Origin of the sequence: Paenarthrobacter sp. NPDC089988 (genome assembly GCF_044748465.1) — a bacterium.
Taxonomy (GTDB): Bacteria; Actinomycetota; Actinomycetes; order Actinomycetales; family Micrococcaceae; genus Arthrobacter.
In genome coordinates this window covers 1-24,708 of sequence record NZ_JBIVGD010000035.1, presented here as the reverse complement: position 1 = coordinate 24,708, position 24,708 = coordinate 1, and the positions used below count along the sequence as shown (strand labels likewise).

Sequence of the window (24,708 nt, the reverse complement as noted above, 5' to 3'; positions counted from 1 at the left end):
CCGCCCGCCCACAAAGGCGAACGTCCCGACCATGGGTTCAGTCGCCGATCATGTGATGGATGGTTCGGTCGATGGTTTCGTGCACGCGTTCGAGTTTTTTGCGGTCTATGTCGTCCTCGGTGATTTCGGCCCTTTCGAGCAGGACCTGCCAGATGTCCATCGCGGCAAGCAGTTCGGGGGTGAACACGGCATCGTCGACGTCGCCGTACAGGCCAAAGCGAAGGAAGGTGTCGATCATGCCGGGGTACCCGATCCGCTCAGCCGTAGCAGTCGCTTTCTCCCGTTCCCCCGCTTCGAAGTGGGCTTCGTGGTCGAAATTGCCGTCTTCATCCCAGAAGTTCGTCACAATGTTCTTCCTTTGGTAGGGGGTGGGTGGTGGCCGGAACCCTTGGGGTCCCGGCCACCGTTCGGGGGTTAGCTGGCGAGCAGTTCAGCCAGTTCCTGTGCCTCGGTCACCAGCACCGCACCCCCGTCACGGATCAACCGGTGGCAGCCCGCAGAGTTCGCGCTGTTCACGGACCCGGGAATTGCTGCGACGTGACGGGCGATGGTCTCGGCCTGATGGGCGGTGTGCAGGGCACCGGAGCGCCACCGGGCCTCAACCACGCAGGTCACCCCCGCCAATCCGGCAATCAGGCGGCCGCGCTGCAAGAACCTGTACCGTGTGGGGGCGGTGTTCGGCGGCTGCTCGGAAACGACCAACCCGTTCGCGCGGATTGCCGCAGCGATGTCAGAGTTCCCTGCCGGGTAGTCCCGGTCGAGGCCACCGGCGACCACAGCGATGGTAGCCGGTCCCTCACCCGTGAACCCGTTCAAGGCCGCCCGGTGGGCGTGGGCATCGATCCCGTAGCCGAGACCGGAAACAATGCAGATACCGCGGCGTGCCAGCTCGTGGGCGATGTCGCCGGTGACGGCCGCGCCGTAGCTGGTGGAATCCCGGGAACCGGTCAAAGCGACGGCCCGTTCGGGGGTCGGGATGCCGCCGGTGATGTTTCCGCGGTACCAAAGCCCATAGGGGGCGTCGGGCAGGTCATCGAGTCCGGTGGGCCATTGCTCGTCCCCGGGGATGAGGAACCCACCACCAAGCCGCTCGATGGTGGCAAGGTCCCGCTCGGGGTCGACGTCGGGCAGCCGGGGCGCCCAGCGCTGCAATGCTTCGGCCAGGTCCGCGTCGGTGATGTGCTTGAACGTATGCGGTGGCTGGTCCCCCGTGACGACGCGCAGTGCGGCGTAGGCGCCGAGGGTGCCGACGAGGGCGCGGCCCGTAGCATCTTGCGGGTCGAACAAGCGGGTCAGGGCAGCGCGTGCAATACGGTCGTTCATGATGTGCGTCCTTTGCTGAGGATGTGGTCGGTGGGGCGCTCGAGGTGAGTGGCCAGCTTCCCCTTTCCCGCCTCGTTGTTTTGGCTGCTGGCGAAGCTTGCGAGCTGTTCCCGACGGAGGCCTGTCTACCCTTGTGGCAAGGGCCGGAAAATCTTGCAGGATCCGAGCTAGCGAGGAACCTGGCTAAAGAATTTCCGGCACGCAGGCCCCGACTTTGGAGGGGCTAGACAGGCTGGAGCGGGAACGTAAAATCCCTTGGGACAGCAGCCAAAACGTCGTAGACACAACAGGTGGTGACGGGCAGGAGCCCTGCGACGGACCGGCACCACCGGCACAGCCGGCCACGAAGTGGACGCCCATCAGTGCTCGCCCAACGAGCACCCCTCTACTTGGCGTCACCCGGGGACACCGCAAAGCACCCGCAACCTCGGTCGAACACGCTGCTGTCTAAATCGCCTCGGTCGACAAGCCGGCCGGTTCAGGGGCGCCTGGTGTCCTCGGTGAGGTGGCGGTAGATGGTGCCGCGGGAGACGCCAAAGGTCTCGGCGATTTGTTGGACGGTGTAGAGCTTTTGGTCATACATTGATCTGGCCTGGGCCGCCTTCGTCGGCGTGAGTTTGACCCTTCCTCCGCCCTTGCGGCCACGGGCCCGGGCGGCGGCCAGACCGTCCTGGGTGCGTTCAACAATGAGATCGTGTTCAAACTCGGCAATCGCGGCGAGGACGTGGAAGAACAGCCGCCCACCGGAGGTTGTGGTGTCGATGCCCTGCGAGAGTGCCACCAGCCCGACTCCGCGGTGTTGGAGTTCATCGACAATCTCCTGGAGATTGCGTACAGAGCGGCCCAGTCGGTCCAGCTTCGTGACGACCAGGGTGTCGCCGTCGCGGAGGTAGTCGAGGGCGGCGTCCAGGGCAGGGCGTCTGGCCAGGGTGCCGGAAGCGTGATCGGTGAACACCTTGGCGCAGCCGGCCCGGGTAAGCACGTCGGTTTGCCCGTCCGGATTCTGTTCCCGAGTGGATACACGGGCATAGCCGACTGCCGCCATGCGATAAATGTACCGCTGACGTTCCTTAGTGCACATAGCTTCCGGACACGGGCCATGGAACACAACACACCGTACTGCCACCGGCGAGGGCGGGGTGTTCCATGGACGGCCGTTAAATGCGCTGTGGGCGCTGCGCCGGTATACCGTGCTGGCGGCGTGGTGTTGCCATGTGATCCAGCTCATGATTTCATTGACTTTATTATCAATAATCTTATCGATGCTCGGTTGGTCCGATGACGTACCTCGCCGCGCTAAATCCCGGGTCCAAGGACCCCTGAACCCCAGAGACGTGGTTGATATTGCTATGGACAATTCGATGTGGGTGATTCTCGCGGCCGTGCTCGCGGTTGCCGCCCTGATGGTGCTGGTTATTAGGTTCAAGTTCCAGGAGTTCCTGGCGCTGTTGGTGGTGAGCATCGGGTTTGGCCTTGCCATCGGCATTGACCCCGCTGCGCTAATGAAGCTCGTGGTGGACAGTATGGGTGGTGAGCTGGGGCAACTTGCCCTGGTCATTGGCTTGGGTGCCATCTTTGGTACGGTCCTGCAGCGTTCAGGGGCCGCTGAGCGGATTGCTACGACACTCATCAGCCGTTTTTCCGAAGGAAAGGTTGCATGGGGGCTGGGAGCGGCGGGTTTCCTTGTGTCCATTTCGATCTATATCGATGTCGCGATCGTTGTCCTGGTGCCGATGCTGTACGGCATTGCCCAGCGCACGGGTAAGTCGTTGTTGTACTACGGGATTCCCTTGTGCGCCGGGTTGAGTGTTGCCTACACGTTCATGCCACCCGCGCCAGGGCCTTTGGCGGCAGCTGCCATCATGAACGCCGACTTGGGTTTGGTGGCCATGTTCGGGCTGATCTGCGGCATCCCCGCCGTAATCGTGGGTGGTCCGTTGTTCGGGCGGTTCATTTCCAAGCGGATCTTCGTTCCGGTGCCCGAGGAGTTGTACATGCGCAGCACTTCGAACGTTGTGTCGCGGGTGCCCGCCACTGGCCGTGGCGGGACGTCGGCAGGCGCTGGGGGCGATGAAGAAGAAGTTGCTGAGGCGACGGGTCCCGGATTCGCTGCAGTGCTGGGCACCCTGCTGATTCCCTTGTTGCTCATCGTGTTGGGTTCCATCGCCCGGAACGTGCTTCCCGAAGCGCTTCCAGGACGATCGGTGATCCTGTTTTTCGGTCATCCCGTGATCGCGCTGCTGATCACATGCCTTCACACGCTGTGGTTTTTCGGAGTCAGGCGCGGGGCCAGCAAGGAAGATCTCCACAAGATGGTTTCCGACGCGCTCCATCCCGCAGGGCTGATCATCCTGATCACCGGCGCCGGAGGTGTCTTCGGCGAGCTTTTGATTGAGTCCGGGCTTGGAGAGATGCTGGCCAAGGCGATGCAGGACGCCGGGATGCCGCTGATCGTTTTTGGTTTCCTGACCTCAGCGGTGACCAGAATCTGCCAAGGGTCGGGCATGATCGCGATGGTCACTGGAGCGACCATCGCCGCGCCGATCGCACAGGCGCTTAACGCCAGCGCCCCGACCATCGCCTTGACCTCCATCGCGATTGCTTGCGGCGGCGCCGCGTTTTCCCATGTGAACGATTCGGGTTTCTGGATGGCCAGCCGCTATTTCGGAATGTCCGTCGCGGACACGTTGAAGACTTGGACTGTCATGAAGACTCTTGTCGGTCTCACCGGTTTCGCCAGCGTCCTGACTCTCAGCGCATTCGTGTCGTAGCTACTTCGGCACCCTTTGGCCGGTTCGGTTGCCCGCAGGCATCGGGTCGGCCACAGGTCGTTCCCGGACCGGGCGCTTGGTAGGCGGCGGTGACTCCGCGCGCTTGGCGCGCCCGTGCCTGCCAACCGCCTTTCGCGCGGACCGTTAGGAGGAGGCGGCGAGGGATTCCTTGTCGGCGACACGGGTCAGGTAGGCATCGCGGGAGGGCAGAAGGTGGGCACGGGCCACGTCGGCGACTTTCTGGATATCCCCAGCTTCGAGGGCATTGATCATCTCCCAGTGCTCATGGCGCGCGTTGGTCAGGATGGCCGGTGAGTTCACCGTAATGGAACGCATCGCGTAGGTCTTGCGCGCGTGCAAACGGATCGCTTCAACAAGGGCGTCGTTGCCCGATAGGGCGAAGATCGCTTCGTGAAAGGCCATGTTCGCGTACATGGTCCCGCGCGCGTCCCCGGCCTCCGCGGCCGCGTCATGCCGGCGCTGTAAGGCTTTCAACTCCTCCAGGAGGCCCGGATCAACAGGTGGCTGGATCAGCCCGATGGCATGGGTCTCCAACAGCTCCCGCACAACGTAGACCTCTCTGACCTCCCGGGCCGTGTACGCCCGGACAAGGGCCCCGACGTTGCGCCTGCGCTCGACCATCCCCCGGGCTTCCAGCTCCAGCAAGGCCCGACGGACAACGTGCCGTTTGGCCCCGAACTGCTCCATCAACTCGTCCTCAACGAGCCGCTCACGCGGGTACAGGGAACCGAGGGCGATTGCTTCCTCGATCCCTTGCAGAACATCTTCCATGGACCCGGATTCCCGGGCCTTGCCGCCGCGTTGCATCAACACCCCTTACCCTCCACTTCTTGCCCAATTCTCACACATCCAGCCCCCGTTCCGGCCGGGGCGATCTTGCCATGTGACCTGACTCATGCTTTCATTGACTTTATTATCAATAATCTTATCGATGACGATAAATGGAGTCTACGAAAATGTCTGAACAAGATCTCAATCCGGCACCGACCGGTCTGCGCAGTGAACTGGTCAACTACGGTGACCCGGAGTTCGCCTTCTTCCTGCGCAAGGCGTTTATTAAGGGCGCCGGCTACACCGACGAGGTGCTCGACCGGAAGGTCATCGGCATCGTTGATACCGGTAGCGGCTTCAACCCCTGCCACGGCAACATGCCCCAGCTCGTCGAAGCGGTTAAGCGAGGCGTGATGCTCGCAGGCGGACTGCCGATCGCTTTCCCGACCATCTCGGTTCATGAGAGCTTCTCCAACCCGACCTCCATGATTCTGCGCAACCTCATGGCCATGGACACCGAGGAAATGATCCGGGCACTGCCCGTTGACGCCGTCGTGTTGATCGGTGGGTGCGACAAGACCGTTCCGGCCCAACTCATGGGTGCCGCGTCAGCCGGGAAACCGGCGATACAACTGGTAACCGGATCGATGCTTACCGGTTCGCACCAGGGCCGCCGTGTCGGTGCCTGCACTGACTGCCGCGCCTTCTGGGGCCGGTACCGTGCCCAGGAAATCGACGACGCCGAGATCAAGGAAGTCAACGGCCGCCTCGTCGGCAGCGTCGGCACCTGCTCGGTGGCCGGCACAGCCAGCACCATGGCAGCCATCGCCGAGGCCGCGGGAATGTCACTCCCCGGTAGCGCCACTCCCCCGGCAGTGACAGCCGATCGTATGAGGGTTGCCGAAGCCACCGGAACCCGCGCAGTTGCCCTGGCCGATGCCCGGCTGACAGCCGAGCAGATCCTCACCCCGGCAGCTTTTGAAAATGCGCTCCGTGTCCTGCTGGCCATGGGCGGATCCACCAACGGCCTGGTTCACCTGACCGCCGTGGCGGGTCGTTTGGGATACTCCATCGACCTTGACCTCTTTGACCGGATGAGCAATGAGACGCCGGTCCTGGTTGACCTGAAGCCCTCCGGTCAGCACTACATGGAGGACCTGCACCGTGCCGGTGGCGTGCCCCGTCTGCTCTGGGAACTGCGTGACCTGCTCAACCTCGATGCCCTCACCGTCACCGGCCGGACCCTCGGCGAAGAAATCGCCGACATGCCGGCGCCCTTCGACCAGGACGTCATCCGCTCCCTGGACAACCCCATCTACCCGGCCGGCGGCATCGCCGTCGTCCGCGGCAACCTCGCACCTGGCGGGGCGATCATCAAGAGGTCCGCCGCAACACAGGAACTGCTCGAGCACCGCGGCCGCGCGGTCGTCTTCGAAGACGCCGCCGACCTGAACAACCGCATCGACGCCGAAGACCTCGATGTGACCGCAGATGATGTCCTGGTCCTGAAAAACATCGGCCCGATCGGCGGGCCGGGCATGCCCGAGGCCGGATACATTCCGATCCCGAAGAAGGTCGCCCGCACCGGCGTCAAAGACATGGTCCGGATCTCCGATGGCCGCATGTCAGGAACGGCGGCCGGGACGATCATTCTGCACGTTACCCCCGAGGCAGCGGCGGGCGGCCCTCTGCAGCACGTCAGGAACGGGGACATGATCAGCCTGAGCCTGAGCGCCAGGACCCTCCATCTCGAGGTCTCCGACGAAGTCCTCGCCGAACGGGCCGCTACCGCACCTGATCGCAGCAAGAACGCCCCGACCCGCGGCTACCGGAAACTCTACGTCGACGAGGTCACCCAGGCTAACGAGGGTTGCGACTTCCGCTTCCTCCAAGCTACGACCAACAACGGCACCGTCCCCCGCCCGCGTGCCACGGCCCAAAGCATCGCAACAGAAGACAGCGCCGGCCTGACCGAACCGGCCACCGCCCAGCCCTAGCGACCGCAGGATCCTTCGTCGGGAGGACCGACTAAGACGCCCGGTCAAAGCGGGTCCTCCCGACGACTTCGCCATAAGTGCGTGGCAGGAACAAGACGTTCCAGCTTTCTTTCTTTCCCTCACAACCAGTAACGGATCCGTCCGTTGCTGACCGTATCGAATCCACCTTCCTCAAACCTTCCCATCGGGGGAGCATCAAACTGAGATATCGGCGATTCGTGCACCTGCCTAAACAGAGAGGTTTAGCTGTGCTCACTGGAGCAGAAATCGGCCTTCTGGCCACCGGAATAGCGGGAATCATTGTTGTGATCCTCCTGATTACCGGTCCACTCAAATTGCACCCTGTCCTTGCACTCCTTGTCAGCGCGTTGGCTATCGGCCTCGTTGCCGGTGAAAGCCCCAAGGATGTTGTCACGGCCATCACCGACGGTGCAGGCAAAACTTTCGGCGGTACTGGTTTGATCGTCGTGCTGGGCACGGTCCTTGGCACCCTGCTCGCCGAATCCGGCGGCACCCAGAAACTCGCTGAGGCACTCACTCGCGGACGCTCCCTGCGCAGCATTCCGTGGATGGTAAGCCTGCTCTCTGCGATCGTCGCTCTCCCCCTGTTCTTTGAAGTCGCGCTTGCAGTGCTCCTGCCACTGCTGATCAGCCTTGCCAAAGAGGTCCAGACCAGGTTCCTGGACGAGGAAGGCCGCGACGCCTCCGGCCGCAAACTCTCCCCTTACATGCTCGTCGCGGTCCCGGCACTGGCCTCGGTGGCGTCGCTTCATGCTCTACTGCCTCCGCACCCCGGCCCGGTGGCGGCCGCAAACGCCGTGCACGCGAACATCGGAACCACCATCGCTTTTGGGCTGCCGATCGCTCTGGTTACTTCGGTGCTGGCCGGTCAGCTCTTCGTCTGGCCGATGGCCCGACGCATGTTCCCCACGCCACCGGCACGGCTGATCGAACAATTTACGGTCAAGCACCATCAGGACTCCGGCAAGAAGCTGCCGTCCGTCCCAGCAACGGTCGTGCCCGTCGTTTTGCCGTTGGTGTTCATTCTGGCACCGTCGGTGACCCCGCGCTTTGAGTTCAGCGCCGTCATTGATTTCATCGGCCAGCCGGTTGTTGCGCTGCTTATCGCTGTGATCGTCGCGATGATCACTTTGGGCTGGTCTCGTGGCACCACGGGTTCCGAGCTCAAGGGCTACTTCGAATCCAGCATCATCGCGGTCGCACCCATCCTGTTGATCATCGCCGCAGGTGGTGCCTTGGGCTCAGTCATGGTCGGAGCCGGAATCGGCGACGTGATCGCCAAGGCCGCACACTCCTTCGGCCTTACCGCAGTCGTCCTTGCCTGGGTAATTGCAGCACTGATCCGCCTGGCGGTTGGTTCGGCCACCGTCGCAATCATTACCGCTGCCGGCATCGTCGCCCCGGTCATCTCCAGCGCCAGCCCCGCCCAAGCAGCCCTCGTAGTACTCGCCCTCGGCACCGGATCGGTCATCTTCCCCCACGTCAACAACGCCGGATCCTGGTACGTGAAGGAAAGCTTCGGGATGTCCCTGGGACAAATGTTCAAAAGCTTCACCGTCATCGAAACCACCATTTCCTTCGTTGGCTTTGCCATCGTTGCTGCACTTTCCATGATCATCGCCTGACCGCCCGAGCCACGGCACCGGTTCCTGGGACAGGCCGGTGGAGGCCCGCTTCCACAGCGGGTCCCCACCAATCATTGCCCTCAGCGCCAGCCATGAAAGAGACCCTCATGCGTCCAACACCCACATCCCCTCCCACCCCTGCACGGCTCCCACTTCTCCCGGACGGATTCCACGTCACCTCAGAATGGAGCCAACTGAAGGCAGGCGACCGGGTCATCATCAGGTATCGAGACTGCCCAGCGGCTGCAGGCACCATCGATGCGATAGCTGCCGACGGGAGCATGCTTTGGCTGCTCCAGGATCAAGGACAAGGCCGCAAAATCCACCACCGCAGCGAAAGCGAGGAACTATGGACGTTCGCTGCACCTAAACGGTCCAAAAGGCGTCCCTGACCCGCCGGTCCTTCTGCACGCACCGACACACCATGCTTCCTCAGCCCACAAAAAAACCGAAAGTTCCCAGCAATGACGCAAACACTCCCCGACCGCAATGAAACGCCGGAAAAAGAGCCACCAGGTCAGCGGAAGACCGCCGGTCACGTCATCGTCGACACCCTTGTAGCCCATGGCATCCACCGCGCGCACGTCGTCCCCGGCGAGAGCTTCCTGGACGTACTGGACGGACTGCACGGATCAGCAATCGAAACGATCGTGTGCCGCCACGAAGGCGGGGCCACCTATATGGCTGAAGCTGACGGCAAAATGAACCAACTGCCCGGAATCGCCATGGTCACCCGAGGACCCGGAGCCGCCAACGCCCATGTCGGTCTCCATACGGCGTGGCAGGACTCCACGCCGATGATCCTCTTCGTCGGTCTTATCCCCTTCGCACACCGCGATCGTGAAGCATTTCAGGAATTCGACATCAAAGCTTGGTTCGACACCGGCGCCAAGCGCGTCATGGTCCTCGACCACGCAGAACGCGCCTCGGAGATTGTCGCTGAAGCCGTGTTCGCAGCCATGAGCGGGCGCCCCGGCCCCGTAGTCGTCGGCCTGCCCGAAGACATCATCCGCCAGGAAATCCCCGCCGAACTTCACCCACCCATCCCGGTCGCCACGGGAGGGATGACAACCACCGACCTCGACGCACTGGCCGAAGCCCTGGCAGCATCGGAAAAACCCCTGTTCGTCACCGGTGGCAACGACTGGACACAAGCCGGTGCAGACCAATTCACCCAATGGCTGGAGAAGCACCACATACCGGCGGCCGCGGAATGGCGGACCCAAGGGACCGTTCCCTCCAACTCGCCGATCTACGTCGGACCCATCGGCTACGGCCGGCCCCGTCCAACTTATGACCTGCTGGAAGAGACCGACCTGCTGATCTTCGTCGGCACCGTCCCGGGTGACGTCATCACCGATGGATTCGTCTGCCGTCAAGACTGGAACAAGAAGAACTTCCTCGTCACCATCGACCCCTCCCTCCGAGGACGCTCCGGCCCTGTCTCGTACCAAATCGTGGCCAAACCAGATGTGTTCGTCAGGGACCTCACAAAACTCGACCTGCCGGTTAAGGACGAGTGGAAGAAATGGTCCCGGAAGATGAGGACCGAACAGGAGACCTTCTCCGCGCTCCCTCCGGCAACCCCGAACAAGGGACAGGCCCGGATGGACACGATGATGGCCCACCTGGTCCCAACGCTGCCCGAGGATGCCATCATCACCATCGGCGCCGGCGAGCACACCAACTGGGCCCACCGGTACTTTCCCACCCGCAGGTACGCGGCCATGATCAGTGCCCGCAACGGGTCCATGGGCTACTCCGTGCCTTCCGCTATCGCCGCTTCACTGGCCCATCCTGGACGTCGCGTTGTCACGATCGCCGGTGACGGCGAATTCCTCATGAACGGGCAAGAACTCGCCACCGCAGCACAGTACGGCGCAACACCGCTGGTGATCGTCATGGACAACCAGGAATACGGCACCATCCGAACCCACCAGGAACGCCACTACCCCAACCGGGTCTCCGGCACACAGCTCAAAAATCCGGACTTCGCCCTCATGGCCCGGGCCTTCGGCGGTTACGGTGCCAAGGTCGAACATGACCGGGACATCCCTGCAGCGCTGGAAGTAGCCCTCACCGCGATCGAGCAGGACAAGGTGTTCGCCCTGATCCACCTTGTGGTCGGGCAACGGGTCAAGGCCTACTAACTCACCACGCCGGCGTCCACCCGTCGGCATGACGGCTCACGAATGGAAGAACAATATGTCTATCTCCGCTTTGACCGAACTTGAACTACTGGACTCCGTCCCTACTGGCCTGCTGATCAACGGTCAGTGGCGTCCGGCGGGATCCGGGAAGACTTTTGATGTTGAGGACCCGGCTACGGGCAAGGTCCTGCTGAGCATCTCCGACGCCGGCGCAGAGGACGGCGCTGCGGCCCTGGATGCTGCCGCTGCCGCTCAGGCTGGCTGGGCCCGCACTGCTCCGCGCGAACGTGGTGAAATCCTGCGCCGCGCCTTCGAACTCGTCACCGAGCGCGCTGAGGACTTCGCCCTGCTGATGACCCTGGAAATGGGCAAGCCCCTGGCCGAGGCCCGCGGCGAGGTGACGTACGGTGCGGAGTTCCTGCGCTGGTTCTCCGAAGAAGCCGTCCGCGTGTCGGGCCGCTACTCCGCAGCCCCCGACGGCAAGAACCGCCTGCTCGTGCAGAAGAAGCCCGTTGGCCCGTGCCTGCTGATCACGCCGTGGAACTTCCCGCTGGCCATGGCCACCCGCAAGATCGCCCCGGCTGTTGCCGCGGGCTGCACCATGGTCCTCAAGCCGGCCAACCTGACCCCGCTGACCAGCCTGCTGTTCGCCCAGGTCATGCAGGAAGCAGGCCTGCCCGCCGGTGTCCTGAACGTCATCCAGACCTCTACCGCCGGTGCTGTGACCGGTCCGCTGATCAAGGATGACCGCCTGCGCAAGATCTCCTTCACCGGCTCCACCCCGGTGGGCCAGGCCCTGATCCGGGAAGCCGCGGACAAGGTCCTGCGTACCTCCATGGAACTGGGCGGCAACGCACCGTTCGTGGTGTTCGAGGACGCTGACCTGGACAAGGCCGTCGAAGGCGCCATCGCGGCGAAGATGCGCAACATGGGCGAGGCCTGCACCGCGGCCAACCGCTTCATTGTCCAGGAATCCATCGCTGATGAGTTCGCGGAGAAGTTCGCCGCGAAGATCGCCTCGCTCACCACCGCCCGCGGCACCGAGCCCGAATCCAAGGTTGGCCCGCTGATTGATGGCAAGGCCCGCGACGGCGTCCACGCACTGGTTGCCGACGCCGTCGCAGGTGGCGCCGAGGCAGTCACCGGTGGTGCCGCCGTCGACGGTCCCGGCTACTTCTACCAGCCCACCGTGCTGAAGAACGTCGCCGAGGACGCCCGCATCCTGCAGGAAGAAATCTTCGGCCCTGTGGCCCCGATCGTCACGTTCTCCACCGAGGACGACGCGATCCGCCTGGCCAACAACACCGAGTACGGGCTGGTGGCCTACGTCTTCACCAAGGACCTCAACCGTGGCCTGCGCGTGAGCGAACGCCTGGAGACCGGCATGCTCGGCCTGAACGCCGGCGTGATCTCCAACGCCGCTGCCCCGTTCGGTGGCGTCAAGCAGTCCGGCCTGGGCCGCGAAGGCGGATCCGAAGGCATCGAAGAGTACCTCTACACCCAGTACGTAGGCATCGCGGACCCCTACGCCGACTAGGCCTGCTCTCCAGAAACGCAAGGGACCTCCTGTACTCGCAACCGGGGGTCCCTTGTTTAGCCCTTATTCGCAAAGGGCCGCAGCGCGACCCGGCATGGTCTGGTGTTACGCTGCGTCCAGATTGGCTTCGGTGAGCTCTAATTTCCCGGAAGGACTCGCCTCTTCTGATTGCGGACAGGCCGGCTCAGAGCTGGCATAAAGGGCGTTGAGTTGACGGTAAAGGGCTCGGGCCAGGTAGCGCTTGAGGGATCTGCGGATTTCGCGGTAGCTTCGGCCTTCCTTGGTCCGTTTGCTGACGTAGTCCCGTGTTCCCGGATCGTGGACCATCCGAGTCATGGTGATGGTGTGCAAGGCACGGTTGAGGCGTCTGTCACCACCACGGTTGAGTCTGTGCCGGACGGTGTTCCCGCTTGAGGCCGGTAAGGGATTCACCCCTGCCAGTGACGCGAAGGCAGCCTCACTGCGTACCCGTCCTGGATGCGACCACGCAGTCAGGACGCCGGCGATCGAGACGGCCCCTGCGCCTACAATCTCCAAGAGCGGCGCCGCGGGGCTGTGCTGGATCAGCTCGGTCATGCGCTTCTGGTTCGCCGCGAGCTGCGCCGTCACGTCGACAACACGGCGCGCCAATCGAACAGCTTCTTCGCGCGCGATTGATAGTTCTATCGGTTCCTGTCGTTCCCGCCACCTTGTGATGGCCGCGATCTGAGCGGGAACCAGCGCCCTACGGGCGTCTATTCCAAGATCGTGCGCCCGGAGTAAGGCGATGAGTGCATTGACGTTCATTGTTCGTTCCCGAGTCAACTGATCCCGCGCCGCGCTCAGGATTCGCAGTCCTGCACGGGTTCCTTCATCGCGACGTGGAGACCGGAGCTGGGATTCCTCTAAGCCAAGGACAGCCATTCCGATGGCTGCGGCGTCCAGCGGGTCGGATTTTCCGATTCGCCTGCGGCCTCGGGGGTTCATCCGCGGCGCTTCGGCAACGTCGAAGCCGGCGTCGGAAACTGCCTTGGCCAGACGTGCCCCATATGAGCCGATGCCCTCGATAGCCCATAGAGATCCCATATCGCCGCCTGTCCTGCGACCTGCCCAAGCAAGTGCGCGGGAGATCCCTGCCCCGGTGGTCGGGAACTGCTCGCAATCAACCTGTCTCTTGGTGCTGGCCTCGATAATGGCGTACGTGTGTGTGCGGGCGTGACAGTCCACGCCGATAATGAACGGGCGGTTCTGCGCAACGATTGTCAACGCGGCCACCCTCCTTTCTTCCAAACGGACAAGACAGATCGCGGCGCGACCGGCGTTGGACCTGGGAAGTGTCACTTCGAGGCAAAACTGTGATGAGCCACAACCTCCAAGAGGCCGGGCAAGCTTCTAATCAAGCCATTGACGTGGGACAGGTCAGCACCGGTCGCTCCACCCAGCGCGGACAAATCGGGGGAAACGCACCCTCAACGGGGCAATTGTTTTTTCGAGTCACGCGCAGGGCAGAACGACCGGCATCAACACTGCCAGCCAGTCCCAGACCAGCCTCTGCAAGACTCACAGTTGTTTTTTGGTTGCTGGCAAGCTTGCTTGCTCGGCGGTCGACGGAGCCCTGTCTACCCTTCGGGCAAGGGGACGGAGTCTTCGAAAGGAAATAAGCGAAGCGCCGTCGAAGATTCCGTGCCCGCAGGCCCCGGAGCGTGCGGAGGGGCTAGACCGGGTGGAGCGGACGCCCACAATCCGAAGGACAGCAACCAGAAAACGTCGTAGACAAACAGGTGATGACGGGCAGGAGCCCTGCGACGGACCGGCACCACCCAACCGCCGGCCACGCAGCGAAGCGGAGTGGACGCCCGTTTCCCCGGTTCGCCCTGGCGGACCGCTCCCCTTCCTCGGCTTAAGCCGCTGGCATTGCCGTGTCTTTAGCCCAGCACCACCTGCTGGGTGTAGACATCGGAGCCGGATTGGTAGGGTGGGCGGGTCCCGCCCTGCCCCCAAGGGGCGGGATACCATGTTGCACGTTCCTGCTTGTGTCTTTGCGGAACGCACGAAGAGCCAGCACCCGGCCAGGGTGCTGGCTCTTCGTGTTCTTGGGCCAGGGCCTGGCTCGTGTGACTGGCTACTGTCGGCCTTTCACGGTTAGGGTGTGTGCTTTCGTGTCCGCCAACCCTGCGGGATGGGCGGACCTCATGGTTCACAGGTGAGGAGCAGCATGTTCGGTTTCGCGGTCAAGGTGGAGAAGGATGACAAGAAGGCAGAACTGGAGATCCAGGGCTTCCACGACCAGGACAGTGTCGAAGAGTTCGCCCACGAGGTCCGGGAAACCATGGTCGTTTGTCTGGAGGAGAACGAGGAGATCACTGGTTTCGAAGTCGGGGAACCGGGCCCGATGGAGGAACGTGAGAACGTCCCGGAGGTGGACATTCAGGACTTCACCGATGAGCTCGTCATGCAGGTCATGACTCCCGCGCCGGGCCACATGGTCAAGGGTGAGTACCCGCTGCGGTTCGCCGTCGAGCACCCGATCGAGTACTAAGCGCCCTCATCGGGACCCGCCGGACCAGCAACAGCGTCGTCGGGGCCCCGACCCTTGGCGGCGCACAATCAACCCGTGCGGACCGGGACGGGGAATCATGTCCGGTGGTTGTCCGTTTGATCTGGTGACCTGCATTGCTGCGGGTCACAACGACAGGAAGGTTTGGGGACTGGCCATGACGTTGAATGAATTGCTTGCCCGGCTGCGTGCCGGGCACTTGATGGTCCGGAGCGCCCGGGAATGGGATGATCTGGCCACGGAACTGTCCGGCGCTTACGAGGCCGGGGATGAGGAGCTCATCGAGCAGCTCCGCCCGCCGTTCCTGCAGTCCTGGCGGACCGTGACCCGGTATGTCTTGCGTGATGACTTCGACGCAGCTGGGATCAGCGTCTCCGATCCTTCCAGCGCTTGGGGTATCGCCGTCCTCGAATCCGGTGGCCGGATGATCGAGCCACTGCTGAGCCCACCATCTCAACGGGTTGGCGAGTCGTTGGAGGCCCTTGATGGGTTCACGGTCTTGGGGTACGAGGAGACCTTGGCCGGCTACGCCCACGATCTTGGACGCCTGTTCGCGGCGGACGAGGCACTCTCGGTAACCACTTCCCCGGCAGCCTGAACACCACTACAGTCCGGGAGCCCGGTCCGTTCTTTTGCTGCCCGCCGTGTCGTTGGTCTGGGGCGGGCGAAGGGCCGGACAGGCTTCAGTCTTTACCGCTGTCCGGCCCTCGCGAGCGGGCGTCTCAGATGGCTGAGGGCAACTTGGGGGGTCTTGCTTTCAGCCATGAACCCGCTGACTTAATTCAACTCCCCCGCACCCCCTTTGCACACGAGTAGTCAGTACTCGTTTTTCACCCTATCCGCACCCACTCCATCCCCGCACCAATGAATCCCATTGGGCTCCTCCTGCCGTGGCCGGGCGCCCGCGGTGGGTTTCGCATCTGGTGCAATTCGGGACGCGCGTTATCTTGTCGGTGGGCACGCCTATAGTGGTATTCGAAAGTTTGTTCGAATAGAGGTGTGTCGTGGGCGTGATCGTTGGCCCCCGTGTGGTAGGTGCGGGTTTGTCTCCGGTGGTGGTGTTGGTGGCGCCGGTGGCGGTTGCTGCCGGGTATCCGTCCCCTGCCCAGGATTATTTTGACGGCCGGATCGACCTGAACGCGCACCTGGTCAAGGACGTCACGAGTACCTTCATCGTCCGGGTCACCGGGTCCTCGATGGAGGGGGCCGGGATCAGCGACGGTGACGAGCTGGTCGTGAACCGGGCCCTGCAACCTACGGATGGTTCCGTCGCGGTGGCGGTCCTGGATGGGGAGCTGACGATCAAGCGGCTGAGGATCACTGCCACGGGCGTGGTTCTGCAGGCCGAGAACTCCCGCTTCCCGGACATCCTCGTCGCGGCCTTGTCGGAGCTGACCATCTGGGGCGTAGCGACCGTAAGTCTTCACCATGCATAGGCCCGCGATCATGCGGCGGTTGCCGGAAATCGCCCACGTGGATGTCAACTGCTTCTACGCCTCCGCCGAGCGGGCGTTCAACCCGGCATTGGAGGGCCGGCCGGTGATCGTGCTCTCGAACAATGACGGGTGCGCGGTGACCCGCTCCCCCGAAGCCAAGCGTCTCGGGATCGGGCTGGGGGATCCGTGGTTCAAACTCAAACCGCGGGCGAAGGAATGGGGCCTGGTGGCCCTGTCGAGCAACTACGAACTGTACGGGGACATCAGCTCCAGGGTGATGGAACTGCTGGGCCGGTACTCGGCCTGGCTGGAGGTGTACTCCATCGACGAGGCCTTCCTCGGCGTCAATGGCGACCCCGACCAGCTCCTGGATCTCGGCAGGGAGATGAAGGCCGCGTGCCGGCGAAACGTGGGCGTGCCCGTCTGCGTCGGCATCGCCCCCACCAAGACCCTGGCGAAACTGGCGAACAAGTGGGCGAAGAACAACCCCGCCTTCAACGGTGTCTGCCGGTGGGAGTCCGTACCCGCCGAGCAGCGGGAAGCGTTGATGTCGCGGTTGTCGGTGATCGAGATCTGGGGCGTGGCCACACGGTTGACGAAACGCCTGAACGGTATCGGGATTTTCACGATCGCCGACCTGGCCCGGGCGGATCCGGTCGCGATCCGGGACAAGTTTTCCATCGTGATGATGCGCACCGTCCTGGAACTTCAGGGGACCCCGTGTATCCCGATGGAGGAAGAACGCATCGGCCGTGACCAGCTGATCTTCTCGCGCTCCTTCTCCACCCCGATCACCACCGCGGCGGGGTTGCGGCAGGTCATGAGCGTCTACGCCCAAATGGCCTCCGCCCGGCTCGCCAAACACACTCTGCAGTCCAAGGTGTTGACCGCGTTCGCCGCGACCTCGCACTTCAACCCGAACGAGAAATCCTTCCCCACCACCTGCGTCGTGCTGCCGGCCCCGACCGCGGACCCTGTCCTGCTCACCAGAGCAGCCCACGCCCTCCTCCCCCAGGTCCACGACGGCGTGAAGTACGTCCGGGCCGGGATCATGGTCACCGACCTGCGCCCCACCGGAAACCAAAAACCCCTGGAACTCTTCGAGAATACGCATGAGGAACGCGGCATCGGGACCCTGTTGGAGGACGTGACCAAACGCTACGGCCGCGGCTCCATCGGCCTGGGCCACGCCGGGATCCGCGGCGGACCCGACTGGACCATGAAACGCGACATGCTCTCCCCCAGATACACCACCCACTGGGACGAACTCCCCCTCGTCAAAGCCGCCTAACCCCGGCAGCACAAACAAACCCTCTTGGAAGGAACAGTCAGATGACCCTGGCACCCGAACACACCCGCCACCTGCCCGAAGTCGCTGTCCGGTTCAGCCCCGACGGCACCCCCCTGGCCGTCCGCCACAACGGGACGATCTGGATGGTCGACCCCGCCCTGCACACCAACCACTGGTACAGCCGGGACGCGTGGTGGGAAACCCGCAACCGGGCACCGCGGGGCACCGGCGATGTCGTCAGCGTCGAACACTGGCAATTCCAAGCACAATCACAAGGGTTGGAGGCGACCCTGCAGCTGCGGCGCGAGCCCCTATCGGAGCAGTGGCTGCTCGAATCAATCAGCCACGACACCACGGCCCGGGTCGAGGACTCCTGGGCGTGAACCACTCCCCCACCCTCGACCATGTTTGGGATCAGGTCAGTACAGAGTTCACCCTGCCCACCCTCGAACAGGTCCGGGAACGTCTATCGACCATCCACGAGGACCCGGACCCAGTGCTGCAGCAAGTGGTTCGCGTATTCATCGATGACGGCACCTACTGTCCCGGCTACCAGTTCCTACCAGACCTCTCCCTGCACCCCACGGTGACGGCCTTGTTCCGGCGGGCGATCGACATGAGGGTCCCTCACAACTACTTCACGGCCTGGATGATCACCCCCAGAAAGGCCCTCCGCGGCCGCCGGCCCGTCGATCTCCTGGATACTGCACCGGTGGCGGTGCTGCTCGCGGCGCTGGAACAGTCCGTCCCGGGGCCCGCTTAGGAGGTGCGCGTGGAAGTGATCCTGAGCGTACAAGACACCAACGGGGCGATAAGCCATGTCAGCGCAGAGGCCAACACCTACGACGCAGCCAAGACCGCGGCCGAGGCGAAAATCCCCGAGGGCTCCAAAGCCATCGCCATCCGCACCGCCTGACCACGGGCACACCAAAAAGGATGCCGACGCTGCATGTCGAAGGTCCGGCCGCAACGTATCTTCGGGTCTATAGGTGTGTCAGGGGTTGCCGGTCCATGGCTGGTTCCACGCTGGCGTGCTGAACAGCTTGAGATACACGTCGAGCCCACCAACCTGCCCTTCACGACGGTTGCGCTCATTGCGGACCACGGCGAGGCGCTCCACCCACTTCTCGAAATGGTCAGCACTGCGTTCTGCTTGTGTGCGGACCCGCCAGGCAGGTTCGGTAAGGACGCGATAGAGCACCGTCAGGTTCCCGATATGGGTTGTGAGGCCCTTGTCGTGCATTTCGAGACCCGCGGGACTCAGCGTTTGCAGGTCCCCGCTCCAAGCGGGCGCACCAGGATGCCGGCCGGCCTCGTCGCGTTCCTCGTCAGTGTCCACTGCCGCTCCTTGAGGTGTCATGGTTGATTCTTACCAGCTGGCCCCGACATTTACACCCCACCGCGGCCTTCATCCAGATCGCGGCACCCACGACGGCGGCGTCGACCACCCGGGGATGAGGCGGTCCAACTCCTTGATCCGGTCAGGATGCCGCCCATGTCGGGCATGCTTGCGGTACGCCGCGACGAGGCTCGCCAGTGACCGTTCAGTGTCATCACCTGAAGAGGGGTGCGGCGGGCGCCCGCTTTTCTCCGTCCAAGCGACCAGTTCGTCCCGGCGTTCCTGCCACAGCCGGTCACTGCCAAAAGCGCGGCCGTTCGCCCACCCCGGACAGCCCGCGTCCAGTAATGCCTCGGCCTCGTGGTCGAATTTTCCCTGGCGGTGCAGGATCCGCATCCGCTTCAACGCCCGGTACAGCTGTTCCTCCTCGCCACCCGGTTCAGCCGTCACCCGCGGCAGGGTCCCGTTGGCAGTGTGGAAGGCGAGGATTCGTTCAGCGGACGCGATGGGACCGCCGGGCATCGAAGGGCGGGGCGGGGAAGGCATATCCTCCACGCTAAACGAGACCGGCGGCAGCACAACAGCCACAGGTGAGCTGTCCCCGAATTCCACCCGTCAAACGTCTGACTTAGCGCGGCCAGGCGGCATCTGACCTAGTTGAAAGTTGGCCATAGCGCCTAGAAGCCTCATCGAGCAGCAGCCCTGCTTCATGTACAACAGTGGCGAGCACGGGTAATGAAATTTCGCTTCCCAATGCGGAAGCCACTGCTTCACCGTCCGCGGCAATTCCATTATGCTCATTGAAATTTAGTGAGGCCCACTGCTTGCTGTGGGCGAAGCCACTGCAAAGCTGCCAAGAGTTAAACCACGTGATCGTGGCTCCTTCATGAGCAAATTCAATCGACTTCAAAATGTCTCCCGATCCAACCGGAGCCCATGACTTTCTGCCAGGAAAACCTTCGAGTGTTAGACCCGCATCAGTTGCGACCGTTCGTAGGTCGTCATACCCGATGCTCTCCCGCGAGGCGAACGACTTCGACCATTCATGTTGGAAACCATTGAAGAGTCTCACCTCGCCGCACCAGTGCTGAAGGCACCTTTGTATCCTTGCTCGACGTGACTGGGGAGCCATGAGCCACAACGCCTGACTCGTTGATTCCATGTGTGCGCGAACGAGAGCATATGGACCGTGTAGAGGTGCTGAGACATCGGCACCATTTTCGGTTTCAACGACGATCATTGCACGAAGATTTCCCGATATCTGGGTGGCGGTCTTCAACAGATTTAGGACCAACGGCGACAACGCATAGCCGCCGAGAATACGGTCATCTTCCTCCAGCACACTTCCCGCCTGGACTCGCGGGAAGGTCTGCAACATGCTCTCAATCTCTTGATCGTGCTCAAGTCGTGACAAGAGTAGATCACGACTGTCAGCCAATGCCTGCCTTAACGCGGCAGGAGTCAGTTCTTGCGTCGCTGGCGCTGCCAGGCCATAGGACATTGGTCGGTCCCTTTCAGTGAATTGCGAGTCGATACAAGAGAACCTCTACCCCAGACTCCCTCGAGTCCGAGGCGAATCGGGCGCGCTCCTGAAGGACTGACAGGCGATTGGACGCGTAAAGTTACTAACTCCAGCGTTCTAGGTGCGAGCTGACGGTCGGAGCTCCTTTTGCCAGAGCCGTGCGGTAGTCAAGTGCCTTATCGCGTTGCAGTCTCCCAAGTACAACAACCGGATGAATGCCTATCCGCTGAGCATTGGAATCAATCCACCCCCTGCGCAAGGTTGCAGGCGGTGTCGGGAGTCCCCCTGGAATCTGCCACTCGCCCGCCTTTTCGTCGGCCTCTAGCTCTGTCGGTTCGCTGGACGAATCTTCATCAATTACTAGACGCTCGGGCGTCACATGCCCTAAAACGATGTGCGCAACTTCGTGAAGCAAAGTAAAGAGGACGACGTCGAGTCGTTTACCTCGGCCTGAGAGAGCAATTACCGGCTGCCCGGTATCGTCGTCGAGAAGAAAAGAGGCCCCGTTGAGCTTACTTCCAGGGAATGCCTCAACGTAGACGATACGCACGCCAACGGAAGCGAACTCATCAGGGAGATTTGCAAAATTCTCAGGAACAGCGACCATTCTTGACAACCGCTCGGCTAGCCTCGTGAGGCCTTCCAGATCGTATTTACTAACTTGGAGCTTTTGCGCATGTTTCCGAGCGCAGGCCAGCCAGGCCTTTTGAGTCGGGGTGGGTTCTTCATCACGATTAGAACGACGCGCTGCGGCGAGAAAGCGCGGAGTATCTTCAATGTGTTCGATTTGGAACAGATCGACCAGTTCGCTTTCCTGTTCCTCTAAAGATCTTCCCGCCAGGATGCCGCGCTTAAGAAGCAAGGAAACTGGGGCGAGTTCATTCATCCGAGCCCGGAGCTTGACCTCGTCCAGCTCCTTTCGGGTAGCTGCATTCTGAGCCTGGCTCCAGAGAAGATAGGAATTCTGCAGGTTTAGCCAGTACTCCGGGCCGGTGCCGAGAGCTGCCCCGATCTGAGCCGCCGATTCGCGGGTGATTTCCTTCTTGCCGGCGATTATCTCCGAAACAAACTGCGCCGGACGCCCGAGAATCTGGGCAAAGTCACTCTGGGACCAATGACGTGCTTCAAGCTCCTCGGAAAGAAAATCCCCAGGAGGGAAAGCTTCAACGAGCTCGGGGGCCATAGCTATCAGTCCTTCAATGGTAGTCAACGGCTTCAACAATGATGGCAATTCGCCCGCCATGCTCCGTCTGGAACCGAAGAATCAGCCGGTACTGCGTGTCTATTCGAATCGACCATGTTCCAGCACGGTCACCCTTCAACTTCTCCAGGTGAAGAGACTTCAGTGCTCGCAAATCTTGATCAGTGACCGCCGCATGGAGCTGTTGGATTCGTCGCCTGTAAGCCTTGGTTACATTCGGAGCCCAACGTGAAGTGCGGGGATCTGGCTCGTAGGCGAGTCTCCGGAGATCCTCGTCCTCGTAGTCCACCTGCATTCCGTAAGCCGTCCTTCACCCCTGATGTGAATAACACCCTACAGGAAATGCCCATTCATATAGTCATCATCATACTTCAAAACTCGTAGCCGCGCATCACCCTTGCGCTTTAGGCATGATGCAACTAGGCTAGAAGTATCGGGATGGCCCGATACGCACCCGATACGCAGAAGGGCGGACCCGCGACAACGGATCCGCCCAGCAACTCGAGGTAAGAACCGCAAGTTCCATGGTTAGTGGTAACAGCGATTCTAACGGAGTCATCGGCGGCCGTGAATGGTTGCCCTCCCCCTCGGATGAGTGTTCTGAGGAGGACACCATGGCACGATCAGTTAGCCGCGGCGCGCGGACCGGACGCTTTGTCACGAAGTCGGCTGCCGCCCGGTCGCCCCGGACGACGACCACTGAGGTGGTGGGTAGCGGAACCGGGAATGGACGTAGCGTGAATCGCTCCGCTTCAACGGGAAGGTTCGTCACCGACTCAACTGCGCGACGGAATCCCAGCGGAACAATCACACAGCGGGTTTGAACTCGGAGGGCGGAGCGCCACGCTCCGCCCTCCGCCAAACCCAGTGAGCTACGTAATCCGAGCGAATTTGACGCAAACACCGATGCACCAGGAGTAGGCCATGGCCGTAAGAATCACCCACGTACGTGTTGAGGGATATCAGGAAGATCACCAGCACATCACCAGCTACAAATGGATTAACGAGTCGGACAACAACGTGGGCACCAGCGACAAGCCCACGATGGTCGAGTGGATTGACGTGAAAGGCGGCCGCGCGTATGTAGGGACCGGCTCTTCGAAAGTGGATGTGGGGGTGGTCCGCCCTGATAACGCGGCCCCGTACCTCCGCACCTACGCCGACGGCCAGTGGAACAACAACCTTCTGGCGTTGCCTAGATTCTAGCTCCCTTCCCCTAGGTCCACTCGCGAGGTCACTGCATCATTCGACGCAGTGACCTCGCTTTGTGCTGTGCGTCATCCAGCAGGGATTCATTCCGCGTCAGCCCGTGCACCGCTAGCCGACCAGTTGCAGAGGCCGGCTCGTCGACCGGATTCAGGTCGCCGCCTCCAGGCCCTCATCAAGCAACTACTCAAACGTATGCTTAGCGTTCTGCTTGAATGTAGCCATGCCTGAAAGTCCCGACATGATTCTCCCCCCGCTGTATCTCGTTCGTGCCAAGGGGGCAAGCCGGATCAGTTACATGGGGGCACCTTCCATCTCTGAGGCATTTGACAAGAACGCCGCTCCCACAAGAGGTGCGATCTGCGTAGCCGTACAGGCAGACTACGAATACGACTACGACGATGACCCAGACGCTGACGATGATGCAGCAGGTGACGCCATCATTGCCCTCGCCATTGTCAACGGAATCGGTGGTGTAGCAAGCGGGACAGTAAGAGCGACACTCACTCCCATTCACCGGCTCCCTGAAGCCATTCCAGTAAGCCGATTGCAATCCGGGCACGTCCACCTTGGAGATGTGCCAAGTGACTACCACTCACGAAAACTCGACCTCAAAGTCGCCGAAGCCCTGATGGACCACATTAGGAACCTGGATCGCTCAGTCGCGACCTGGCTCGAGCAGGTGCTAGGCGAAGCCCGTACTTTTCCGGCAGATGTTGAACAATCCCGGGTGGAAGCGAAGGATGCCATCAAACTCGCTGCTCAACTTGCGGAGATCGAACTTCCAGCGGATGCCTTCGTATCCCCGCCAGCAGAGACGAAGAACGAGACACTGCTCCAAACACTGCTCAACGCAGGCTACGAATTAGACCTCGAAGAGGAGCTTCTCCCGCTCGACCTCCAGCGTTTCGACGGGAAGTTGACCGGAAAACAGCGAGCGGCAAGCGTCACGGAGTTCACCGACAAGTGGGACAAGACGAAGTTGATCGTCATGTCTGTCAACAAGAAGCCGATTGAGCTGGAACTGGGGGTTGATCTCCTCTACTGGGATCAAATCCACGATTCATTCACCTTCATCCAGTACAAACGGCTTGAGAAGGTCCTCTCGCCCACACCGTCCGGCGGTTCAGAGTGGGCGTACTTGAGGAAAAGGGAAATCGAGAAGCAACTCGAGCTAATGCCGAGTGGAAAGGACTCACCGGCGACGGCCGCCGACTGGCGCGCTTTCGAAACGCCATTCTGGTTCAAGTTCGTTCGCGGCGACGCGGGAAGCAGACTCGACGGCAAGACTCTCAAAGGGATGCACATCCCAGCTGACTGGTTGAGGCCTGCGATGAAAGAAGAGACGTTTATGTCGGGTCCAAGGGGCGGATTTCGCCTCACATACGACAACGCCAAGTACCTCGGCCGAACGGCATTCACGCAGCTAATCTCAAGGGGGTTCGTCGGCACGGCTGGCGCGCGATCGAAGGCATTCAAAAAAGTACTGCGTTCAAAGGATCGCGAGCTAATCATCGCTGTACGTACTGAGTGGCAGAAGGACACCACACCCGAAGGCACCACAAGCGCCCCCGAAGCGGCCCTCGGTCTCAACTAAATCCTTACATCGCAGACGTATCCTCACCTGGCTGGGCCACCGAGGACGGGCCGCACCCTTATTCAACGTGGGCAAGATCCTCAGGAATCAGCGGCGGCCGATCTGCCAACCTGGGCTTGCTGGTGTCGGTACAAGGTAGCCGGCTTCGCCCAACCACCTTGGCGGCCTCTTTAGCCTTCCGGCCCTCGGCCCGTTTCTGCTGCACGATCTCCAGTTTGCCGACGGTGACCGCAGGGTGCACCAATGGCCAACCGACCCTGGTCCCATTGGCTGAAGATGTCAAGCGTTTTTGGCCCCAGGGTGACGGTTATGTGTGGCCCCACTTGAGATAGCTTGGGCGGCGTGTTGTCACGCGTGTGAGCAT

At 62.0% G+C, this 24,708-nt stretch carries 24 protein-coding genes; 14 read left to right on the top strand and 10 right to left on the bottom strand.

Features of this window, described 5'->3' with window-relative positions:
- Window positions 1-37: 37 nt before the first annotated feature.
- The 3 genes from ACIPV6_RS23100 to ACIPV6_RS23090 all read right to left on the bottom strand — a co-directional run bounded on the left by ACIPV6_RS23100 (window position 38) and on the right by ACIPV6_RS23090 (window position 2,368).
- Entirely contained in the window at window positions 38-346 is a 309-nt protein-coding gene (locus ACIPV6_RS23100) for a hypothetical protein (RefSeq protein ID WP_400273131.1), read from the bottom strand.
- A 68-nt stretch (window positions 347-414) separates the two neighbouring features.
- Entirely contained in the window at window positions 415-1,323 is a 909-nt protein-coding gene (gene dprA / locus ACIPV6_RS23095; RefSeq protein WP_400273130.1) for a DNA-processing protein DprA, read from the bottom strand.
- A 478-nt stretch (window positions 1,324-1,801) separates the two neighbouring features.
- The gene (locus ACIPV6_RS23090) at window positions 1,802-2,368 is read right to left on the bottom strand and encodes a recombinase family protein (protein WP_400273129.1); all 567 of its coding nucleotides are present in this window, start codon (window positions 2,366-2,368) and stop codon (window positions 1,802-1,804) included.
- A gap of 289 nt (window positions 2,369-2,657) precedes the next feature.
- On the opposite strand from ACIPV6_RS23090, the gene ACIPV6_RS23085 reads away from it, so the two are divergent.
- Window positions 2,658-4,094, top strand: a complete 1,437-nt coding sequence (locus tag ACIPV6_RS23085; protein ID WP_400273128.1) for a GntP family permease — start codon at window positions 2,658-2,660, stop codon at window positions 4,092-4,094.
- Window positions 4,095-4,238: 144 nt separating this feature from the next.
- On the opposite strand, the gene ACIPV6_RS23080 is transcribed toward ACIPV6_RS23085, so the two are convergent.
- A complete protein-coding gene (locus tag ACIPV6_RS23080; RefSeq protein WP_400273127.1) occupies window positions 4,239-4,922 on the bottom strand; it encodes a GntR family transcriptional regulator in 684 nt (227 codons plus the stop codon).
- A gap of 149 nt (window positions 4,923-5,071) precedes the next feature.
- On the opposite strand from ACIPV6_RS23080, the gene ACIPV6_RS23075 reads away from it, so the two are divergent.
- The 4 genes from ACIPV6_RS23075 (at window position 5,072) to ACIPV6_RS23060 (ending at window position 12,216) form a co-directional block, all read left to right on the top strand.
- Window positions 5,072-6,883, top strand: coding sequence for an IlvD/Edd family dehydratase (locus ACIPV6_RS23075; RefSeq protein WP_400273126.1), 1,812 nt, complete (start codon window positions 5,072-5,074; stop codon window positions 6,881-6,883).
- 248 nt (window positions 6,884-7,131) lie between these two features.
- Window positions 7,132-8,529, top strand: coding sequence for a gluconate:H+ symporter (locus tag ACIPV6_RS23070; RefSeq protein ID WP_400273125.1), 1,398 nt, complete (start codon window positions 7,132-7,134; stop codon window positions 8,527-8,529).
- Between the two features lie 464 nt (window positions 8,530-8,993).
- Entirely contained in the window at window positions 8,994-10,679 is a 1,686-nt protein-coding gene (locus ACIPV6_RS23065) for a thiamine pyrophosphate-dependent enzyme (RefSeq protein ID WP_400273124.1), read from the top strand.
- A gap of 55 nt (window positions 10,680-10,734) precedes the next feature.
- Window positions 10,735-12,216, top strand: coding sequence for an NAD-dependent succinate-semialdehyde dehydrogenase (locus ACIPV6_RS23060; protein ID WP_400273123.1), 1,482 nt, complete (start codon window positions 10,735-10,737; stop codon window positions 12,214-12,216).
- Between the two features lie 105 nt (window positions 12,217-12,321).
- Here ACIPV6_RS23060 and ACIPV6_RS23055 read toward each other — a convergent pair whose 3' ends face one another.
- On the bottom strand, window positions 12,322-13,461 hold the full coding sequence (locus ACIPV6_RS23055; protein ID WP_400273122.1) for an IS110 family transposase: 1,140 nt from the start codon (window positions 13,459-13,461) through the stop codon (window positions 12,322-12,324).
- 949 nt (window positions 13,462-14,410) lie between these two features.
- On the opposite strand from ACIPV6_RS23055, the gene ACIPV6_RS23050 reads away from it, so the two are divergent.
- The 7 genes from ACIPV6_RS23050 (at window position 14,411) to ACIPV6_RS23020 (ending at window position 18,395) form a co-directional block, all read left to right on the top strand.
- The gene (locus ACIPV6_RS23050) at window positions 14,411-14,734 is read left to right on the top strand and encodes a hypothetical protein (RefSeq protein WP_400273121.1); all 324 of its coding nucleotides are present in this window, start codon (window positions 14,411-14,413) and stop codon (window positions 14,732-14,734) included.
- A 175-nt stretch (window positions 14,735-14,909) separates the two neighbouring features.
- On the top strand, window positions 14,910-15,350 hold the full coding sequence (locus tag ACIPV6_RS23045; protein ID WP_400273120.1) for a hypothetical protein: 441 nt from the start codon (window positions 14,910-14,912) through the stop codon (window positions 15,348-15,350).
- Between the two features lie 406 nt (window positions 15,351-15,756).
- Window positions 15,757-16,188, top strand: coding sequence for a LexA family protein (locus ACIPV6_RS23040; protein ID WP_400273119.1), 432 nt, complete (start codon window positions 15,757-15,759; stop codon window positions 16,186-16,188).
- Window positions 16,181-17,479, top strand: a complete 1,299-nt coding sequence (locus ACIPV6_RS23035) for a Y-family DNA polymerase (protein ID WP_400273118.1) — start codon at window positions 16,181-16,183, stop codon at window positions 17,477-17,479. The genes ACIPV6_RS23040 and ACIPV6_RS23035 overlap by 8 nt, the downstream gene beginning before the upstream one ends.
- A 41-nt stretch (window positions 17,480-17,520) precedes the next feature.
- On the top strand, window positions 17,521-17,862 hold the full coding sequence (locus ACIPV6_RS23030; protein WP_400273117.1) for a hypothetical protein: 342 nt from the start codon (window positions 17,521-17,523) through the stop codon (window positions 17,860-17,862).
- Complete coding sequence (locus ACIPV6_RS23025) at window positions 17,859-18,242, top strand: MbcA/ParS/Xre antitoxin family protein (RefSeq protein WP_400273116.1); 384 nt, start codon at window positions 17,859-17,861, stop codon at window positions 18,240-18,242. Before ACIPV6_RS23030 ends, ACIPV6_RS23025 begins: the two co-directional genes overlap by 4 nt.
- A 9-nt stretch (window positions 18,243-18,251) precedes the next feature.
- A complete protein-coding gene (locus ACIPV6_RS23020; RefSeq protein WP_400273115.1) occupies window positions 18,252-18,395 on the top strand; it encodes a hypothetical protein in 144 nt (47 codons plus the stop codon).
- A 78-nt stretch (window positions 18,396-18,473) separates the two neighbouring features.
- Here the strand turns inward: ACIPV6_RS23020 and ACIPV6_RS23015 are convergent, their stop codons facing one another.
- The 5 genes from ACIPV6_RS23015 to ACIPV6_RS22995 all read right to left on the bottom strand — a co-directional run bounded on the left by ACIPV6_RS23015 (window position 18,474) and on the right by ACIPV6_RS22995 (window position 21,836).
- Complete coding sequence (locus ACIPV6_RS23015; RefSeq protein WP_400273114.1) at window positions 18,474-18,839, bottom strand: hypothetical protein; 366 nt, start codon at window positions 18,837-18,839, stop codon at window positions 18,474-18,476.
- Window positions 18,840-18,887: 48 nt separating this feature from the next.
- Entirely contained in the window at window positions 18,888-19,364 is a 477-nt protein-coding gene (locus tag ACIPV6_RS23010) for a hypothetical protein (RefSeq protein WP_400273113.1), read from the bottom strand.
- A gap of 82 nt (window positions 19,365-19,446) precedes the next feature.
- Window positions 19,447-20,319: a hypothetical protein gene (locus ACIPV6_RS23005; RefSeq protein WP_400273112.1), complete on the bottom strand. Its 873-nt coding sequence runs from the start codon at window positions 20,317-20,319 to the stop codon at window positions 19,447-19,449.
- 124 nt (window positions 20,320-20,443) lie between these two features.
- Window positions 20,444-21,583: a HigA family addiction module antitoxin gene (locus tag ACIPV6_RS23000; protein ID WP_400273111.1), complete on the bottom strand. Its 1,140-nt coding sequence runs from the start codon at window positions 21,581-21,583 to the stop codon at window positions 20,444-20,446.
- The gene (locus tag ACIPV6_RS22995) at window positions 21,537-21,836 is read right to left on the bottom strand and encodes a type II toxin-antitoxin system RelE/ParE family toxin (protein WP_400273110.1); all 300 of its coding nucleotides are present in this window, start codon (window positions 21,834-21,836) and stop codon (window positions 21,537-21,539) included. The genes ACIPV6_RS23000 and ACIPV6_RS22995 overlap by 47 nt, the downstream gene beginning before the upstream one ends.
- Window positions 21,837-22,465: 629 nt before the next feature.
- Between ACIPV6_RS22995 and ACIPV6_RS22990 the strand changes: the two genes are divergently transcribed.
- Both ACIPV6_RS22990 and ACIPV6_RS22985 read left to right on the top strand, forming a co-directional pair.
- Complete coding sequence (locus ACIPV6_RS22990; protein ID WP_400273109.1) at window positions 22,466-22,747, top strand: DUF3892 domain-containing protein; 282 nt, start codon at window positions 22,466-22,468, stop codon at window positions 22,745-22,747.
- 223 nt (window positions 22,748-22,970) lie between these two features.
- A complete protein-coding gene (locus tag ACIPV6_RS22985) occupies window positions 22,971-24,344 on the top strand; it encodes a hypothetical protein (protein WP_400273108.1) in 1,374 nt (457 codons plus the stop codon).
- Window positions 24,345-24,708: the final 364 nt, after the last annotated feature.

What these genes read in the sequence shown, in the direction of transcription:
- ACIPV6_RS23080 (WP_400273127.1), bottom strand. Translation starts at nt 4,922, where the DNA reads ATGCAACGCGGCGGCAAGGCCCGGGAATCCGGGTCCATGGAAGATGTT.
- ACIPV6_RS23050 (WP_400273121.1), top strand. Translation starts at nt 14,411, where the DNA reads ATGTTCGGTTTCGCGGTCAAGGTGGAGAAGGATGACAAGAAGGCAGAA.
- ACIPV6_RS23045 (WP_400273120.1), top strand. Translation starts at nt 14,910, where the DNA reads ATGACGTTGAATGAATTGCTTGCCCGGCTGCGTGCCGGGCACTTGATG.
- ACIPV6_RS23065 (WP_400273124.1), top strand. Translation starts at nt 8,994, where the DNA reads ATGACGCAAACACTCCCCGACCGCAATGAAACGCCGGAAAAAGAGCCA.
- ACIPV6_RS23060 (WP_400273123.1), top strand. Translation starts at nt 10,735, where the DNA reads ATGTCTATCTCCGCTTTGACCGAACTTGAACTACTGGACTCCGTCCCT.
- ACIPV6_RS22995 (WP_400273110.1), bottom strand. Translation starts at nt 21,836, where the DNA reads ATGCAGGTGGACTACGAGGACGAGGATCTCCGGAGACTCGCCTACGAG.
- ACIPV6_RS23035 (WP_400273118.1), top strand. Translation starts at nt 16,181, where the DNA reads ATGCATAGGCCCGCGATCATGCGGCGGTTGCCGGAAATCGCCCACGTG.
- dprA (WP_400273130.1), bottom strand. Translation starts at nt 1,323, where the DNA reads ATGAACGACCGTATTGCACGCGCTGCCCTGACCCGCTTGTTCGACCCG.
- ACIPV6_RS23000 (WP_400273111.1), bottom strand. Translation starts at nt 21,583, where the DNA reads ATGGCGGGCGAATTGCCATCATTGTTGAAGCCGTTGACTACCATTGAA.
- ACIPV6_RS23015 (WP_400273114.1), bottom strand. Translation starts at nt 18,839, where the DNA reads ATGACACCTCAAGGAGCGGCAGTGGACACTGACGAGGAACGCGACGAG.
- ACIPV6_RS23010 (WP_400273113.1), bottom strand. Translation starts at nt 19,364, where the DNA reads ATGCCTTCCCCGCCCCGCCCTTCGATGCCCGGCGGTCCCATCGCGTCC.
- ACIPV6_RS22990 (WP_400273109.1), top strand. Translation starts at nt 22,466, where the DNA reads ATGGCCGTAAGAATCACCCACGTACGTGTTGAGGGATATCAGGAAGAT.
- ACIPV6_RS23075 (WP_400273126.1), top strand. Translation starts at nt 5,072, where the DNA reads ATGTCTGAACAAGATCTCAATCCGGCACCGACCGGTCTGCGCAGTGAA.
- ACIPV6_RS23030 (WP_400273117.1), top strand. Translation starts at nt 17,521, where the DNA reads ATGACCCTGGCACCCGAACACACCCGCCACCTGCCCGAAGTCGCTGTC.
- ACIPV6_RS22985 (WP_400273108.1), top strand. Translation starts at nt 22,971, where the DNA reads ATGCCTGAAAGTCCCGACATGATTCTCCCCCCGCTGTATCTCGTTCGT.
- ACIPV6_RS23090 (WP_400273129.1), bottom strand. Translation starts at nt 2,368, where the DNA reads ATGGCGGCAGTCGGCTATGCCCGTGTATCCACTCGGGAACAGAATCCG.
- ACIPV6_RS23005 (WP_400273112.1), bottom strand. Translation starts at nt 20,319, where the DNA reads ATGTCCTATGGCCTGGCAGCGCCAGCGACGCAAGAACTGACTCCTGCC.